Here is a 16,137-nt window from a genome sequence, read left to right on the forward strand (position 1 = left end):
GGGAAATGGATGGCGCAATCTGGATTGCGTGGTTCGAGACGCTCGCTTGCGCGAGCCCTCACCATGACTGGATTGGGTGAACCGCAAAAAGCCTCGTCATGGTGAGGAGCGCCCCGTCAGGGGCGCGTCTCGAACCACGCAACGGCTGCGGCGCCTACCGCCGCACGAAGCCGAACGAGAAGGCCGCGCCCTTGTGATGCTCGATCGAGGCCAGCACCGGCTCGCCGGCGGCGTCGTAGCAAGTCTCCTCGATCAGGAAGGCCGGGCCAAAGTCCCGGAATTCGGGCCGGGCCTGCAGGTGCGCGGGCAGGGCGGCGGCGGTCGCCTTGGCGGTAGACATCACCGGCCGGCGGCCCGCCGCCTCCAGCAGCGCGGTCAGCGAGCCGCCGCGGTCGCAGCGGACCGCCTCGGCGGACAGCAGGGCCGGGGACACGAAGTCGGTCGAGGCCAGGATCGCCGCCGCCCCGTCAAGGCGCACCCGCTCGATCCGCAGCACTGGCGCGCCCTCGGCCAGCCGCAAGGCCTCGGCGATCTCGGGTGGGGCGGGCTCTTCGGCCAAGTCCAGTAGCCGCGGCGTCGGGTCGAGGCCGGCGTGCAGCATCATGTCGGTGGCGCTCTCGAAGGCGGTGATCGGCCGGGCGACCTCGATCCGCGCCAGGGCGGTGACGAAGCGGCCCCGGCCATGCTCGGCCCGGATCGCCCCATCCTGCTCCAGCCCCTTCAGGGCCTCGCGCAGGGCCGAGCGGGAGACGCCGAAAGCCGCGGTCAGCTGCGCCTCGGTCGGCAGCTGGTCGCCCGGACCCAGGCCCTGCTCGGCGATCAGGGCGCGCAGATCGGCGGCCAGCCGCGCGGCCTGGCTGATCGATCCCCGAGCATCGGCTCCAAGCCGGGTGCGGGCGAAGCTGAACGAGAATAGCCCGCCGCGGTGATAGTCGTGCGCGAACAGGGCGGGGGCGCCGGCGGCGTCATAGCCGGTCTCGGCGATCAGCATGGCCGGGCCGAAGCCGCCCAACCGGCATCGGCCCTGGGTTTCCGCCGGCAGCTCAACCGCGCTCGCCGTGGCCGCCGACATCCGCACCGGCGGACCGCCTTCGGACAGGCGCGCGATCAGGGAGGCGGTCCAGTCGGCCTCGTACAGCGGCCCAGGCAGGCGCGCGGCCGGGACATAGGCCAGGGAATAGATCAGCGGTTCGCCCGCATGAGTGCGCAGCCGCTCGAGCCGGAGCACCGGCGCGCCCGTGGCGCAGCCCAGGGCCTGGGCCACCTCCGGTTCGGCGCCGACCTCGCCCACCGACAACAGCCGCGTCTGAGCCTCGTAACCCGAACGGCGCAGCATCTCGGTCAGGCTCTCGAAGGCGGTGGCCGGCCGTTCGACCCGCGCGGCGGCGGCGGGGGCGACGAAGCGGCCCTGGCCGTGCTCGGCCACGATCACCCCTTCCTGCTCCAGCCGCTTCAGCGCCTCGCGCAGGGGCGGCCGGGAAGCGCCGAACATGGCCTTCAGGGCGGCTTCGGTCGGAATCCGGCGCCCCGGCCCCCAGCCCTGCGAGCGGATCAACGCCAGGATCTGCTGGCGCAGCCGCGCGGCGACCGAGCGTTCCTGCAGGGCGAGGGGAGAGGTCATGGGTTCCGGGTTGTCGGACAAGGCGACGGCTTGCGAAAGGAGCCTGAACCGTGCGATTTGGTCAAGGCATAGGCCGGTCCGCTTGACAGCCGTGAACGCCCTGAAATAGTGCGCCGCAATCCAGATGTCTGACAACAGAACGGGCGCGGCCATGCTGAACTTCGACGAGCCGCGCTTCCTGCGCATCCAGTCCGGCGCCGTGGCCCTGGCCCAGCCGATCACGGCGGCGGTCGACGCCCTGCTGGACAAGGGCGCCGCCAATCTCTTTTTCCTCGGCACAGGCGGCGCGGGCCTGCTCATGCAGCCCGCCTTCGAGCTGCTGCGCCGCCGCTCCGGCTTTCCCGCCTACCTCGAGCGGCCGGCCGAGTTGGTCCTGACCGGCCACGCCGCCCTCGGCCCGCAATCGATCGTGGTGATCCCTTCGCTGTCGGGAACCACCGCGGAAAGCCTTGCGGTCGCCGAGGTCGCCAAGGCCCGCGGCGCTGCGGTGATCGCCCTGACCGGTCACGGAGATTCACCCCTGGCGGCCCTGGCCGACTACGCCCTGGTCAACTTCGCCGAGGACGACACCTCGTGCGAGTCCTTCTATCTGCAGTCCCTGATCCTGGTCCTGGCCGTCATGCGCCACCGTGGCGAATTCGCCGGCTTTGACGCCGCCCTGGCCGAACTCGCCCGCCTGCCGGCCCTGCTGCTGGAGATCAAGCGCGCCTTCGAACCCCAGGCCAGGGGCATGGCCGCCTTTATCGCCGAGGGCGCTGGCCCCATCGTCACCGCCGCCGGCGCCGCCTGGCCCCAGGCGCACTATTACGGCATGTGCATCCTGGAAGAGATGCAGTGGATCCGCACCCGCCCGGTCCACGCCTCGGACTTCTTCCACGGCACGCTGGAACTGGTCGAGCCGGGCGTCAGCCTGATCGTGCTCAAGGGCGAGGACGAGGCCCGCCCCCTGGCCGAGCGCGTCGAGCGCTTCGCCGACGGCCACACCGACCGACTGCTGGTGCTGGACGCCGCCGCCTTCGCCTTGCCGGGAATCTCGGCCGAGGTCCGCGCCCTGATCTCGCCGGTGATCCTGGCCACGGTGCTGGAGCGGGTCAGCGCCCACCTGGAGGTGATGCGCGACCACCCCCTGACCACCCGCCGCTACTATCGCCGCGTGGCCTACTGAAAAGCGACGCGCCGCGGTGTGCCCGCGGGCGCTTCGCTCCGCCGCGGTCTTCCGCTAATGTATCGCTTTCTCACGTTTCAGTTCCCGTTCCATCGCTTCAGGCAGGCCGCGGCCGGCGCGGCAGGGTGAGAAGGGACCATTCGATGAATCCGAACAAGGCGCTTTGGGAAAAGGGTGACTTCACGCGCATCGCCTCCAGCATGCGCGAGAGCGGCGACGCCCTGGTCGAGAGCCTGGGCGTCGGCCCCGGCATGAAGGTGCTCGACCTGGGCTGCGGCGACGGCACCACCGCCATCCCGGAGGCGCAGCGCGGGGCCGAGGTCCTGGGCGTCGACATCGCCGCCAACCTGGTCGAGGCCGCAAACCGGCGCGCGCGCGAGTTCGGCCTCGCCAATTGCCGCTTCCAGGAGGGCGACGCCTCCAATCTCGAAGGCCTGGCCGACGACAGCTTCGACCTGGTGGTCAGTATCTTCGGCGCCATGTTCGCCCCGCGGCCGATGGACGTGGCCAGGGAGATGCTCCGCGTGACCAAACCGGGCGGGCGCGTCGTCATGGGCAACTGGATCCCGGGCGATCCCACCCTCGTGGCCCAGATCCTCAAGATCAGCGCCGCCTTCTCCCCGCCCCCGCCCGAGGGCTTCGTCAGCCCCATGCTGTGGGGCGTGGAGGACGAGGTCGCCGCCCGCTTCGGGGCCGCCGGCGCGCCGCGCGAAAACATCGCCTTCGCCCGCGAGACCTACGTCTTCAACTACCCGCACCAGCCCGCGGCCCTGGTCGACGCCTTCCGCGACTACTACGGCCCGACCATGAACGCCTTCGAGGCGGCGCGGAAAGACGGCCGCGACGGCGCCCTGCTGGACCAGCTCTACGGCCTGTTTGAGGCCCAGAACACCAGCGCGGACAAGGGGAAGACGTCGATCCCAGCGACGTTCCTGAAGGTGACGGTGACGGCGCCTTAGGCGGGTGGACGCCGAGGGCCGACAAACGCCGCTGACATACCCACCTTGACCAGAACAAAATAAGAACATATAAGCTGAGCCTTTCCCCAAATTCAGGAGGCTCGATTGACCGTCTACGATCGGCGTTTTCGGCTGGCCGACGGGTCCGGCGCGCTCGGACTGAGTTTTGGCCCGGATGGCCTGTCCCTGGCTGGCGTGCCGTTGTTGCGGACGACAGTCTCGGGTTTGGCGCCGCGCCCGGCTGGCGAACTCGATGTCCTGATCAAGGGCGCCTATGGCCGCGAGCTGGATGTCGCCGGCCTGTCGGCCGGCCTTCGCGTGGTCGCTGAGGCGCTGAACTGCGGTCACGAACCGCGGGCCATGATAGCCGCGCTGCAACTGCGGCTGACCGAACTGGACTGGCGGGGAGCGGTGCGGATTGCGACCGTCGAGGATGCTCTGGCGAAATATAGTCCGGAACAGCCGCGCGACTGGCGTGGCCGCTGGACGGACGGCGGCGACGCCGGGCCAACACCCGGCGAGACCGGAACGCCGCAAGCTGATAACGCCCCTGCCAGCCCGACGAGTTCGTGGGGCGTCGGCCCGGTCCATCTGGAGGGCGGGCGGCTGATTCCGATCCAAGGCGGCAACGGCGGGATCGGAGGGAACGGGCCACCGCCAGACCCCTTCGAGGTCCAGCCGGCTGAGCCGGTCTATACGGTCCAGCATCCGCCCATCGGAACCGAACCGGACCGCAGGATCGTCGGTGGTTTGGAGTACCCAGTTTGGCGAAGTGCGAAGCTTTCCGATGGAAGCAAATGGCCGGTTGCGACCGTCAGCTCGATCCGCGCCGCGATCAACAGCATGCCGGGCAGGACGCCCCAGCTTCGCATCTATGTCCCGACGAACGGTTATGGCGACATCCTGTTGGGCTCGACGCCGAACATGGATTTGCCCGAAAGGCCGGAGGGATACGATGAGGTATTGCTGCGCGGGCGCCCGCAGGTGACATCTTCACGCGGCCTCGAAACGGGCCATGCCGACGACGGAGTGGAAGAAGCTTTACGATTAGCGAGATCAAACGAGTTCAAGGAGATCTGCTTCAATCTGAGCTTCACGAACTGCACGGGTATGGTCGTTCAGAGCGTACGGCGGCCCGACGTGTTGGCGATAGTCAGGCCCCAGTTGGACGTGGGGTACAACTTCCGGCCCTACGAAACCTGGTCTCCTCGCCAAAAGCCGGAAGAGCGCCAGGAGGAAATGCCTGACGTGCCGGGCATTCGCCGCCTCAATGATTTTACCAACAGGGTCGCCCTCGCCGAATTTATGCGCATGCGCGACATGGCTAAGGCATTCCGCTCATGTTCGTGACCTCGGACATTTTTGATCTGCGCCAGATCGGCTGGGCGCTGGATGTCGACTGGCGGGAAAACCTGATCTGCGGCGTCGATGTGCACGGCTCCGTCTGGCCGGGGATCGAGCCTGCTGCAGAGTTCATGGTCGCCGCCGCCAAGAAATGCGGGCTGTTCGAGGAAATTCGATACGCGAGCTATCATGTCCCTGGGGAGGACCGGAGCCGCCTCATCAAGCCTAAGTCCTTTGAAAAGATCGCACGTGGAGGACTGCAAGGGGCATTGGGCGCCAACGGCCTCATGCTCGACGGCTTTCGCGAGGCGGTTGGCGCTGAACGCAACCGTATCGCCTTTGGTGGCGATGCGACGGGATGGGCGCCCTGGGACCGGAGGGACTATGTCGGCGAACCCCCGGCGGGGCGCCAACGCTCTCTGCACGCGCATTTCCTTTTTCCTGTGCAGGGGGATCCATTGGCTGTGAGCAGCGAACTGCTGCGCCTGGCCGCCACGAGCATGGGCGCCGAATACGGCTACGTATTCATCCGCGACGCTCTATGCCGGCCCCGCGGTTATCCAATGGACAGCAGTGTCCCGCCCTACTTCGCTCCAAGGGGGCAAGTCTGCAGAAGCGAAATGGACAACTGGTGGGGGTACGCGACGCGACGGTTCTGGGAGGAGAAACACCCGTTGTTGAGGGATCTGTGCCAACAGAACCTTCTGTGCGAGCGGCATCTCTCCGCGCCGGTCCTGAGTTTCGGACAGCTTGGGTGTTGGATCAATTGCGAGCCGGGCAGGGGAAGGTTGGAGAACCTGGGCGAAGGCCGAATGCTCTGGAGCCTGACCGACGCCGAGATGGTCGCGGCTCGCCCCATTCTGAACGAGGCCGGCCTGCTCCTCTCGTGCCCGGAACGGGTCTATCGCGATCTGCCCGGCGGGGTGGCGCCGGCGGACCGACCCATCCCGCCCCGGATCGATTTTCGATACGAGGACGGGACTAAGCCGACCTACCACTGATCCGTTGGGTGGCTCCGTCGCGAAAGCAGTTTTCAACTCACGATGAGAACGTATTGCCAACCTGAACAAACCATGTACAGTCCGATCCTGTTCGCGGGCGATGGCCGGTGGGCGACGCGGCCGGGCGGCGGCGAGAATCGTGGGATAAGGTCGGATCGCAAATGAACCAGACGGTGTTGAGACTCGTGGGACGGGATGACGCGGACAAGCGGCGCGCGCTGGAAGCGGCGCTGAGCCAGATCGACAAGGCCTTCGGCAAGGGCTCGGTGATGAAGCTCGGCGAGAAGGGCAAGATCGTCGAGATCGAGTCCGTTTCGACCGGGTCGCTGGGCCTGGACCTGGCCCTGGGCATCGGCGGCCTGCCCAAGGGGCGGATCGTCGAGATCTACGGGCCGGAAAGCTCGGGCAAGACCACGCTGGCCCTGCACGTGGTGGCCGAGGTGCAGAAGGCCGGCGGCACCGCCGCCTTCGTCGACGCCGAACATGCGCTGGACCCCTCCTACGCCCACAAGCTGGGGGTCAATCTGGATGACCTCTTGGTCTCCCAGCCCGACACCGGCGAACAGGCGCTGGAGATCACCGACACCCTGGTGCGCTCGGGCGCGGTCGACGTGATCGTGATCGACTCTGTGGCGGCCCTGACGCCACGCGCCGAGATCGAGGGCGAGATGGGCGACAGCCTGCCCGGCCTGCAAGCCCGCCTGATGAGCCAGGCCCTGCGCAAGCTGACCGCCTCGATCTCCAAGGCCAAGACCCTGGTGATCTTCATCAACCAGATCCGCATGAAGATCGGGGTGATGTACGGCAGTCCCGAGACCACCACCGGCGGCAATGCGCTGAAATTCTACGCCTCGGTCCGCCTCGACATCCGCCGCATCGGCTCGGTCAAGCAGCGCGACGAGATCATCGGCAACAATGTCCGGGTCAAGGTGGTCAAGAACAAGGTCGCCCCGCCGTTCCGCGAGGTCGAGTTCGACATCATGTACGGCCAGGGCATCTCCAAGCTGGGCGAGATCATCGACCTGGGCGTCAAGGCCGGGGTGGTGGAGAAGTCCGGCTCCTGGTTCTCCTACAACAGCCAGCGTATCGGCCAGGGCCGCGACAATGTCCGCGAGTTCCTGAAAGCCAATCCCGACATGGCGGCCGAGATCGAAAAGGCCGTGCGCGGCAAGGCCGACGTGATCGAGGAGGAACTCCTGGTCGGCGGGCCTCCGGACGACGTGGAATAGGCTTCGCCGCGGCCGCTTCGTTTCGGCGGATCCCGCTGACCCGCCAGTCGCCGAAGCGAACCCCGCACGGCCGCAGCGATGGAAGGACGTCCGGGCCCCCCCGAGCCCTGGGCGTCCTTTTCGTTTCGGGACAGGTCGAATCTTGGGCCAGCGCCCCTCCTCAACCGCCCATCCCGGCGAATGCCGGGACCCAGATCCTATGGCGCAGGCTTTGGACCTGGATCCTGAAGAAATTGGCGACCGTCTGGAGCTTTATGATCTGGGTCCCGGCATTCGCCGGGATGAGCGGATATTATTCCATCCGATCTCGACCGCCCTAGCGAAAGACGACGCCGCACGCTTCCGGAGCGCGCCCATCCAAACGCAGCTTGGCGACGCGGGGCCGGTTTTTCTATATGGAGGCCTGAAACCTATGTAACGCGGACGGGTCCTTCGTCCGACGCCGGAGCCGCTATGCTTAGCCTGAAAGAGATCCGCAGCACCTTCCTGGACTATTTCGGGGACAATGGGCACGCCGTGACGCCGTCCGCGCCTCTGGTGCCGCAGAGCGATCCCACGCTTCTGTTCGTCAACGCCGGCATGGTGCCGTTCAAGAACATCTTCACCGGCGCCGAGACCCGCTTTGCGCCCAGGGCGGTGTCGTCGCAGAAGTGCGTGCGCGCCGGCGGCAAGCACAACGACCTGGACAATGTCGGCTATACCGCCCGCCACCTGACCTTCTTCGAGATGCTGGGGAACTTCTCCTTCGGCGACTATTTCAAGGAAGGCGCGATCGAGTTCGCCTGGACCCTGATCGACAAGCATTTCCAGCTGCCCAAGGATCGCCTGCTGGTCACGGTCTACGCCGAGGACGAGGAGGCGCCGGTCCTGTGGCGCAAGATCGCCGGCTTTTCCGACGACCGCATCATCCGCATCCCGACCAGCGACAACTTCTGGTCCATGGGCGACACCGGCCCCTGCGGCCCCTGCTCGGAGATCTTCTACGACCACGGCCCGTCTGTCGCCGGCGGCCCGCCCGGCTCGCCGGACGAGGACGGCGACCGGTTCATGGAGTTCTGGAACCTGGTGTTCATGCAGTTCGACCAGTCCGCCGACGGCGGGCGCGTGTCGCTGCCCAAGCCCTCGATCGACACCGGCATGGGGCTCGAGCGCTTCTCGACCATCATGCAGGGCGTGCACAGCATCTATGAGATCGACCTGTTCAAAAACCTGATCGCCGCCAGCGTCGAGCTGACCGGGGTCAAGGCCGAGGGGCAGCACGCTCCCAGCCACCGGGTGATCTCGGACCACCTGCGCTCGTCCTGTTTCCTGATCGCCGACGGCGTCACCCCCTCGAACGAGGGTCGCGGCTACGTCCTGCGCCGGATCATGCGCCGGGCCATGCGCCACGCGCACATCCTGGGCGCCCAGGACCCCCTGATGCACCGCCTGGTCCCGGCCCTGGTCGAGCAGATGGGCGCGGCCTATCCCGAACTGGTCCGCGCCCAGCCGGTGCTGGTCGAGACCCTGCGCCAGGAGGAGGAGCGTTTCCGCCGCACCCTCGGCCGCGGCATGACGCTGCTGGAAGAGGCGACGGCGGGCCTTTCCGCCGGCGGCGTCCTCTCCGGCGAGACCGCCTTCAAGCTCTACGACACCTACGGCTTCCCCCTCGACCTGACCCAGGATGCGGTGCGCGCCAAGGGCCTGACCGTCGACCTGGAAGGCTTCGACACCGCCATGGATCGCCAGCGGCAGATGGCGCGCGAGAGCTGGGCCGGCTCCGGCCAGACCGCCCAGTCGGCCGAATGGTTCGCCCTGCGCGATCGCCTGGGCGCCACCATGTTCACGGGCTACGACGACATCTCGGGCGCGGGCGAGACCCTGGCCCTGGTCAGGGACGGCGCCGTGGTGGACGCGGCCGAGGCCGGCGAGACCGTCGAAGCCCTTTTCGACATGACCCCCTTCTACGCCGAGAGCGGCGGCCAGGCCGGTGACCGCGGCGAGGTGGAGTGGGCCGGCGGCCGCGCCCTGGTGGTCGATACGCAAAAGCAGGCCGGCGACCTGTTCGCCCACACCCTGGAGATCAAGCAGGGCCGTCTCGCGGTCGGCGACAAGGTCACCCTGGCGGTGGACGCCGAGCGGCGCCTGCGCACCCGCGCCAACCACTCCGGCGCGCACCTGCTGCACGCGGCCCTGCGCCATGTGCTGGGCCCGCACGTGGCCCAGAAGGGCCAGATGGTCGACGGCGAGCGCCTGCGTTTCGACTTCTCGCACGGCGGCCCGCTGACCCCCGACGAGCTCGACCGCATCGAGGCCGAGGTCAATGCGGTGATCCGCCAGAACCAGCTGGCCCGGACCGAGGTCATGGCCCCCGACGAGGCCATCGCCGCGGGCGCCGTGGCCCTGTTCGGCGAAAAGTACGGCGACAGCGTGCGCGTCCTGACCCTCGGCCGGGCGCTGGAGGGCGAGGGCGCCTATTCGGTCGAGCTGTGCGGCGGCACCCATGTGGGCCGCACCGGTGACATCGGCCTGTTCAAGATCGTCAGCGAGGGCGGCGTTGCGGCCGGCATCCGCCGCGTTGAGGCCCTGACCGGCGAGCCCGCGCGCCGCTTCCTGCTGGACCAGGCGGCGGTGGCCAAGGCGCTCGCCGACCAGTTCAAGGTCCCGGTCGCCGAGGTCCCGGCGCGGATCGACGCCCTGGTGGCCGAACGCCGTAAGCTGGAGCGCGACCTGGTCGAAGCCAAGAAGCAGTTGGCCATGGGCGGTGGCGGCGGCGCCTCCAGCGTCGAGACCATCGCCGGGGTGCAGTTCGACGGCCGGGTGGTCGAGGGCGTGTCCCCGAAGGACATGCGCCCCCTGGTCGACGAAGCGAGGAAGCGCCTGGCCAGCAACGGGATCGTCGCCTATGCGGCGGTGAATGAGGGCAAGGCCTCGATCGCCGTGGCCCTGACCGCGGACCTGGTCGGCCGCTTCAACGCGGCGGATCTGGCGCGGGCGGCGGTGGTCGCCATGGGCGGCCAGGGCGCCGGCGGCAAGCCCGACTTCGCCCAGGGCGGCGCCCCCGACGGCGTCAAGGCGGCCGAGGGTGTTGCGGCGGTCAAGGCCGCGCTGGCGGGATGATCAACCCTTCTCCCCTTGCGGGAGAAGGAGGGGCCCATGGCGAAGCCATGGGAGGATGAGGGGTTGCGCTGCCCTCTCCGAGAAAGCAGCGCGCAAAAGAAGTGAGGGGCCGGCGCGACCCCTCATCCTCCCACCCGCTTCGCGGGCGGGCCCCTCCTTCCCCCGCAAGGGGGGAAGGGAATTTTAAGCCGCCAGCGCCCTGGTCAGGTTCGCCGCGATCTTGTCGATGAAGCCTTCGGTGCTCAGCCAGCCCTGGCGGTCGCCGACCAAGAGGGCGAGATCCTTGGTCATCGAGCCGCTCTCGACCGTGTCGACGCAGACCTTCTCCAGGGTGTCGGCGAAGTGCGCGAGGTCGCTGTTGCCGTCCAGCTTGGCGCGGTGCTTCAGCCCTTGCGTCCAGGCGAAGATCGAGGCGATCGAGTTGGTCGAGGTGCTCTCGCCGCGCTGATGCTGGCGATAGTGGCGCGTGACCGTTCCGTGGGCCGCCTCGGCCTCCATGATTGCGCCGTCCGGGGTGATCAGGACCGAGGTCATCAGGCCCAGCGAGCCATAGCCCTGGGCCACCGTGTCCGATTGCACGTCGCCGTCGTAGTTCTTGCAGGCCCAGACGAAGCCGCCCGACCACTTCAGGGCCGAGGCGACCATGTCGTCGATCAGGCGGTGTTCGTAGGTGATCCCGGCGGCCTTGAAGTCGTCCTGGAACTCCGTCTCGTAGATGGCCTGGAAGATGTCCTTGAAGCGCCCGTCATAGGCTTTCAGGATGGTGTTCTTGGTCGACAGATAGACCGGGTACTTGCGGCTCAGGCCATAGTTCAGGCTGGCCCGGGCGAAGTCCTTGATCGAGTCGTCGAGGTTGTACATGGCCATGGCCACCCCGGCGCCCGGATACTCGAACACCTCGTGCTCGATCACCTTGCCGTCGGCGCCCTCGAAACGGATCGTCAGCTTGCCGGGACCCGGCACCACGAAGTCGGTGGCCTTGTACTGGTCGCCATAGGCATGGCGGCCGACGATAATCGGCTGGGTCCAGCCCGGCACCAGGCGCGGGACGTTCTTGCAGATGATCGGCTCGCGGAAGATCACCCCGCCCAGGATGTTGCGGATGGTGCCGTTGGGCGACTTCCACATTTTCTTCAGGTTGAATTCCTTCACCCGCGCCTCGTCGGGGGTGATGGTGGCGCACTTGATGCCGACGCCATGGCGCTTGATCGCCTCGGCCGCCTCGACGGTCACCTTGTCGTCGGTGGCGTCGCGGTGCTCCATGCCCAGGTCGTAATAGTCGATCTGCAGGTCCAGGAACGGGAAGATCAGCTTGTCCTTGATCATCTTCCAGATGATCCGGGTCATTTCGTCGCCGTCCAGGTCGACGACGGGATTGGCGACTTTGATCTTGGCCATGGGCGCTCCAGCTTGAGCCGACTGCATAGGGGCGCGCCGAAGGCGGGAGGGGGGCCCTGGGACCGGTCCCGGCGCGAAACTCGGATCGCTATAGACGCTCGCGGGCGCTCGCGAAACCCGCTATCAGCCACAGAATGAGCGAGCTGCTCCCTTGCCCCTGCGTGATCCTGAACGAGCCTCAGCTGGCCGAAAACATCGGCGCGGTCGCCCGGGTGATGGCCAATTTCGGCCTGTCCGACCTGCGTCTGGTGCGCCCCCGCGACGGCTGGCCGCAGGAGCGCGCCTGGGCCAGCGCCTCGGGCGCCGACTGGCCGCTGAACGACGCCAAGGTGTTCGAGCGGCTGGAGGATGCGGTCGCGGGCCTCAACCTGCTCTACGCCACTACCGCGCGCCCGCGCGAGACCCGCCTGCCGATCCTCACACCCCGCGAAGCGGCGGCCGAGCTGAACGCCGCGGCGCATCAGGGGCTGAACACCGGCCTGCTCTTCGGCGGCGAGCGGGCGGGGCTGGAGACCCAGGACATCGCCCTGGCCCAGGCCATCGTCACCATCCCCATCGATCCGAAATTCCGCTCGCTGAACCTCGCCCAGGCTGTGGCCCTGACCGCCTACGAATGGCGCATGACCATGGCCGACCAGCCGCGCGAAGCCTTCCGCGCCAACGAGGACCCGCCGGCCGATCAGGCCGAGCTGATCGGCTTCTACGAGCACCTGGAGAAGGAGCTGGACGCCTCCGGCTTTTTCTATCCCCCGGAAAAGCGACCCTCGATGGTCCGGAACCTGCGCGTCATCTTCGCCCGCTCGCGCCTGACCTTGCAGGAGGTCCGCACCCTGCGCGGGGTGATCACGGCGCTCACCAAGGGGCGCGGCCGGGTGCTGGCGCGCCTGGCGGCGGAGCGGGCGGCGAAAGAGCAGGGGTCTCAGTAGGCGCTTGCTGGCGATCTCAGGTGAGACTATATTCCGTCTCAGCTGAGGAGCCTTGTGATGACCCTGAGAGCCTTGGCGGAAGCTGGCGCGCCCTGGATCGGCCCGCCCAGCCGCGTGATGACCACCATCGACCTGATCGACCGGTTGAACAGCGGCCTGCCGCTGGAAGCGGCCGATCAACTTGCCGCGGCGGTGGCGCCGGACGATCGCGGCTTCAAATACAACCTGGTCAGCAAGGCGACCTATGCCCGCCGTCGTCTGCAGGCCGGCGGCGGCGCGGCCTTGATGTCCAAGGAGGAGAGCGAGCGGCTGGCGCGACTGGCCAGGGTCTGGGCCTTCGCCTGCGAGGTCTGGGGCGGCGAAGAGGCGGCCCGCCGCTTCCTGCGCGACCCGCACGCCATGCTGGCCGGCAAGACGCCGCTTTCGGTCGTCCTCGATGGCGAAACCGGCGGCCGGCTGGTCGAGGAAGTGCTCGGCCGCCTGGCCTATGGCTCGGCGGCGTGACGGCGCGCCGCGCGCAGGTTCTCGACCGAACGCATACGGCCTATCGCATCGGCGACCCGGACGGCGCCTATCCGATCTATGACGCCACCGGCTCGCGCCTCTATCCGGGGCGATGGAACACGCCGGCGACGCCGGTGATCTACGCCAGCCAGCACTATTCCACGGCCATGCTGGAGAAGCTGGCGCACGGCTCCGGCCAGATGCCGCCGAACCAGCACTTCGTCGAGATCACCATCGACGCCGGCGTTTCCTACGAGGTGTTTTCCGTCGGCCATAACCCCGGCTGGGACCTGCCCGACGCCCGTGTGGCCAAGGCCTTTGGCGAGGCCTGGGTCAGGGAGGGGCGCTCGGCGATCCTGCTCGCGCCCAGCCTGGTGGCGCGCATGGAGCAGAACATCGTCATCAACCCCGCTCACCCCGACGCGGCGCGCATCCGCCACGGCCTGCACCAACCCGTCTGGTGGGACCGGCGGCTGTTCGGCTAGCGCTGGCGAGATTGACTCGCGCTCATCTTGCCGTCATACACCCCGCTTTCCCGCGTCCGGGCCTGCTCGGAGGCGGTGAAATGCATGACGGGTGACGCCCGGACCGCCGTTGAGATCGCCGCCCCAGTGGTGGGGCAGCCGGTGGGCGTCGTAGGAAAAGAGCTAGAGCATGTCTAAGCGCCAATCGGCGAAGTACAAAATCGACCGGCGGATGGGCGAGAACATCTGGGGTCGCCCGAAGTCCCCGATCAACCAACGCTCCTACGGACCCGGCCAGCATGGCCAGCGCCGCAAGTCCAAGGTCTCCGACTTCGGCCTGCAGCTGCGCGCCAAGCAGAAGCTGAAGGGCTACTACGGCAACCTGACCGAAAAGCAGTTCGCCAAGACCTACGAAGACGCCGCCCGCAAGAAGGGCAACACCGCCGAGACCCTGGTGGGCCTCTTGGAAAGCCGCCTGGACGCCCTGGTCTATCGCGCCAAGTTCGTCCCGACCGTGTTCGCCGCCCGCCAGTTCGTCAATCACGGCCACGTGCTGGTGAACGGCAAGCGCGTCAACATCGCCTCCTATCGCGTGAAGCCGGGCGACGTGGTCTCGGTGCGCGAGCGCTCGCGCAACATGGCCCTGGTGCTGGAAGCCATCCAGTCCTCCGAACGTGACGTGCCCGACTACATCGAAGTCGACGGCAAGGGCATGTCCGCCAAGTACATCCGCCTGCCGGAACTGGCCGAAGTGCCCTATCCGGTGAAGATGGAACCGAACCTGATCGTCGAATTCTACGCGTCGTAAGACGGTAGGAATTTCCGACTACGGATTAAAGCGCGGCCTGGGGCGACCTGGGCCGCGTTTTTTGTTCTAGGGGCACTGCGCTCACTCCAAACCCTTCCCCCCTTTGTGGGGGAAGGAGGGGCCCGTTCGCGAAGCGAATGGGAGGATGAGGGGCGGCGCCGGCGATTGGATTGGCTGAGGAGCCTCAGTTGCGCGGCTATCGCCGCGCGTCCCCTCATCCTCCCACGGCTTCGCCGCGGGCCCCTCCTTCTCCCACAAAGGGGAGAAGGGATAAGGCGCAGTCCTTGCGGTGCATGAGCGCCGGCGTGAGGTCGGCGGCCACACCCCACCCAAACCGCTTGAAGGCAGGCTTTTCCATCCCTCGGAGCCGGTCAAGGGCGAAGCCGCGGAGCGGGCGCTGCGCGCCCCTTGACCGGCTCCGAGGGATGGAAACAAGATTAACCAAGCGATTTGGTGGTGGGGTCTGCTCGCAAGGCTTTGCCGACACTCAGTTTGCACCACGAAGTCAGAACTTCCGCGCGCCTGGCTCCGCCACCACTTGGTGCTGATCTTGCCAGATGATTTCCCCGGGATCGCGGGTAGTCAGAATATCGACGTGGACGCCGCACGCATCCAGCGCCAGCGTCAGGCGGTGCATTTGACGGATATGTTCACTTGCGGCGGGCTTGAACCAAGACAAGCCGGGTTGCCCGCGACCCTTCCAACCGCCACGTGAAAAATGACTTGGAACAGCGAGGTTCTTCTTGAACCAGTCGTAGATCTCACCGAGCTCCTTCAGCGCCCATGACGGCGCAAAATCGCACTTGCGGGCTTGATCCAACGCTTGGAACAAGCCAAGTCGTTGACGCTGCGCTTCTACGGTCTGATAGCAAACAAATCGCACATAGACGCGCTGCTGCTTAGCCATTCTGCGGCTTTCACTGACCCGGCCATCTACTCCTTCAGCGCCGCCGCCTCCCATTCCTTGAACGCCGGCTCGTTCAAAAGGGCCTCGCAATAGGCGCCGGCGGCGCCCGCGTCGCCGTAGTCCGACAGCTTGACGCCATAGCTCCTGAACCGCGTCGCGACCGGGGCGTAGAAGGCGTCGGCGATCGACCACTCGCCCAGCAGGTACGGGCCCTTGGCGGAGAAACGCCCGCGCAGGTCGCTCCACAGGCGCACGATGCGGCGGATGTCGCCGGCGGTGGCCTCGGTGGGGTCTAGCTGGGTCTTCAGGGTCAGGTCCATGGGGAACTCGCCGCGCAGGGAGGCGAAGCCGGAGTGCATCTCCGCCGCGGCGGCGCGGCCCAGGGCGCGGGCGGCGGCGTCTTCCGGCCACAGCTTCGCGGCCGGGAACTTTTCGGCCAGGTACTCGCAGATGGCCAGCGAGTCCCACAAGAGCAGTTCGCCGTCCTTCAGCGCCGGCACCTTGCCCGAGGGCGAATGACGCGCGATCTCCTCAGTGAAGCCCACTTCGCGCAGCTGGATCAGGGTCTCCTGGAACGGCGCGCCGGTCTTTTTCAGCGCCAGCCAGGGGCGCAGCGACCAGGTGGACCACTTCTTGGTGCCGATGATCAGTTCCATGCCGCTGTTCCTCCAATAGCCAGGGCTGTCCCATACGACCGCCGCCGGCCGATGCA

The 16,137-nt window shown here is 67.5% G+C and carries 14 protein-coding genes; 10 read left to right on the forward strand and 4 right to left on the reverse strand.

What is annotated here, in order from left to right:
* Positions 1–154 precede the first annotated feature (154 nt).
* Positions 155–1,621: a GntR family transcriptional regulator gene (locus KCG34_RS22480; RefSeq protein WP_211937828.1), complete on the reverse strand. Its 1,467-nt coding sequence runs from the start codon at positions 1,619–1,621 to the stop codon at positions 155–157.
* 124 nt (positions 1,622–1,745) lie between these two features.
* Here KCG34_RS22480 and KCG34_RS22485 point away from each other — a divergent pair, with 124 nt between their 5' ends.
* From KCG34_RS22485 to alaS, 6 genes are all read left to right on the forward strand, one after another.
* A complete protein-coding gene (locus tag KCG34_RS22485; RefSeq protein WP_211937829.1) occupies positions 1,746–2,786 on the forward strand; it encodes an SIS domain-containing protein in 1,041 nt (346 codons plus the stop codon).
* 143 nt (positions 2,787–2,929) lie between these two features.
* The gene (locus KCG34_RS22490) at positions 2,930–3,745 is read left to right on the forward strand and encodes a class I SAM-dependent methyltransferase (RefSeq protein WP_211937830.1); all 816 of its coding nucleotides are present in this window, start codon (positions 2,930–2,932) and stop codon (positions 3,743–3,745) included.
* 105 nt (positions 3,746–3,850) lie between these two features.
* Positions 3,851–5,095 carry a hypothetical protein gene (locus KCG34_RS22495; protein ID WP_211937831.1) on the forward strand — a complete coding sequence of 415 codons (1,245 nt, stop codon included), beginning with the start codon at positions 3,851–3,853 and terminating at the stop codon, positions 5,093–5,095.
* Positions 5,086–6,090: a hypothetical protein gene (locus KCG34_RS22500; RefSeq protein ID WP_211937832.1), complete on the forward strand. Its 1,005-nt coding sequence runs from the start codon at positions 5,086–5,088 to the stop codon at positions 6,088–6,090. The genes KCG34_RS22495 and KCG34_RS22500 overlap by 10 nt, the downstream gene beginning before the upstream one ends.
* Before the next feature lie 161 nt (positions 6,091–6,251).
* Positions 6,252–7,319: a recombinase RecA gene (gene recA / locus KCG34_RS22505; RefSeq protein WP_211937833.1), complete on the forward strand. Its 1,068-nt coding sequence runs from the start codon at positions 6,252–6,254 to the stop codon at positions 7,317–7,319.
* A gap of 453 nt (positions 7,320–7,772) precedes the next feature.
* The gene (gene alaS / locus KCG34_RS22510) at positions 7,773–10,418 is read left to right on the forward strand and encodes an alanine--tRNA ligase (protein WP_211937834.1); all 2,646 of its coding nucleotides are present in this window, start codon (positions 7,773–7,775) and stop codon (positions 10,416–10,418) included.
* A gap of 183 nt (positions 10,419–10,601) precedes the next feature.
* Here alaS and KCG34_RS22515 read toward each other — a convergent pair whose 3' ends face one another.
* Positions 10,602–11,816: an NADP-dependent isocitrate dehydrogenase gene (locus tag KCG34_RS22515; RefSeq protein WP_211937835.1), complete on the reverse strand. Its 1,215-nt coding sequence runs from the start codon at positions 11,814–11,816 to the stop codon at positions 10,602–10,604.
* A gap of 134 nt (positions 11,817–11,950) precedes the next feature.
* Here KCG34_RS22515 and KCG34_RS22520 point away from each other — a divergent pair, with 134 nt between their 5' ends.
* From KCG34_RS22520 to rpsD, 4 genes are all read left to right on the forward strand, one after another.
* A complete protein-coding gene (locus KCG34_RS22520) occupies positions 11,951–12,742 on the forward strand; it encodes an RNA methyltransferase (protein ID WP_211937836.1) in 792 nt (263 codons plus the stop codon).
* A gap of 57 nt (positions 12,743–12,799) precedes the next feature.
* Complete coding sequence (locus KCG34_RS22525; RefSeq protein ID WP_211937837.1) at positions 12,800–13,246, forward strand: Xre family toxin-antitoxin system antitoxin; 447 nt, start codon at positions 12,800–12,802, stop codon at positions 13,244–13,246.
* Positions 13,243–13,731, forward strand: a complete 489-nt coding sequence (locus tag KCG34_RS22530) for an RES family NAD+ phosphorylase (protein WP_211937838.1) — start codon at positions 13,243–13,245, stop codon at positions 13,729–13,731. Before KCG34_RS22525 ends, KCG34_RS22530 begins: the two co-directional genes overlap by 4 nt.
* A gap of 169 nt (positions 13,732–13,900) precedes the next feature.
* Positions 13,901–14,518 (forward strand): 30S ribosomal protein S4, encoded by a 618-nt coding sequence (rpsD, locus tag KCG34_RS22535; RefSeq protein WP_211937839.1) that lies wholly within the window; start codon positions 13,901–13,903, stop codon positions 14,516–14,518.
* 505 nt (positions 14,519–15,023) lie between these two features.
* Here the strand turns inward: rpsD and KCG34_RS22540 are convergent.
* The gene (locus KCG34_RS22540) at positions 15,024–15,425 is read right to left on the reverse strand and encodes a hypothetical protein (protein WP_211937840.1); all 402 of its coding nucleotides are present in this window, start codon (positions 15,423–15,425) and stop codon (positions 15,024–15,026) included.
* Positions 15,426–15,451: 26 nt separating this feature from the next.
* Positions 15,452–16,081 (reverse strand): glutathione S-transferase family protein, encoded by a 630-nt coding sequence (locus KCG34_RS22545; protein ID WP_211937841.1) that lies wholly within the window; start codon positions 16,079–16,081, stop codon positions 15,452–15,454.
* Between the last annotated feature and the right edge of the window lie 56 nt (positions 16,082–16,137).

Origin of the sequence: Phenylobacterium montanum, from assembly GCF_018135625.1 — a bacterium.
Classification (GTDB): domain Bacteria; phylum Pseudomonadota; class Alphaproteobacteria; order Caulobacterales; family Caulobacteraceae; genus Poindextera; species Poindextera montana.

What these genes read in the sequence shown, in the direction of transcription:
- KCG34_RS22480 (WP_211937828.1), bottom strand. Translation starts at nt 1,621, where the DNA reads ATGACCTCTCCCCTCGCCCTGCAGGAACGCTCGGTCGCCGCGCGGCTG.
- KCG34_RS22485 (WP_211937829.1), top strand. Translation starts at nt 1,746, where the DNA reads ATGTCTGACAACAGAACGGGCGCGGCCATGCTGAACTTCGACGAGCCG.
- KCG34_RS22490 (WP_211937830.1), top strand. Translation starts at nt 2,930, where the DNA reads ATGAATCCGAACAAGGCGCTTTGGGAAAAGGGTGACTTCACGCGCATC.
- KCG34_RS22500 (WP_211937832.1), top strand. Translation starts at nt 5,086, where the DNA reads ATGTTCGTGACCTCGGACATTTTTGATCTGCGCCAGATCGGCTGGGCG.
- recA (WP_211937833.1), top strand. Translation starts at nt 6,252, where the DNA reads ATGAACCAGACGGTGTTGAGACTCGTGGGACGGGATGACGCGGACAAG.
- alaS (WP_211937834.1), top strand. Translation starts at nt 7,773, where the DNA reads ATGCTTAGCCTGAAAGAGATCCGCAGCACCTTCCTGGACTATTTCGGG.
- KCG34_RS22515 (WP_211937835.1), bottom strand. Translation starts at nt 11,816, where the DNA reads ATGGCCAAGATCAAAGTCGCCAATCCCGTCGTCGACCTGGACGGCGAC.
- KCG34_RS22520 (WP_211937836.1), top strand. Translation starts at nt 11,951, where the DNA reads ATGAGCGAGCTGCTCCCTTGCCCCTGCGTGATCCTGAACGAGCCTCAG.
- KCG34_RS22525 (WP_211937837.1), top strand. Translation starts at nt 12,800, where the DNA reads ATGACCCTGAGAGCCTTGGCGGAAGCTGGCGCGCCCTGGATCGGCCCG.
- rpsD (WP_211937839.1), top strand. Translation starts at nt 13,901, where the DNA reads ATGTCTAAGCGCCAATCGGCGAAGTACAAAATCGACCGGCGGATGGGC.
- KCG34_RS22540 (WP_211937840.1), bottom strand. Translation starts at nt 15,425, where the DNA reads ATGGCTAAGCAGCAGCGCGTCTATGTGCGATTTGTTTGCTATCAGACC.
- KCG34_RS22545 (WP_211937841.1), bottom strand. Translation starts at nt 16,081, where the DNA reads ATGGAACTGATCATCGGCACCAAGAAGTGGTCCACCTGGTCGCTGCGC.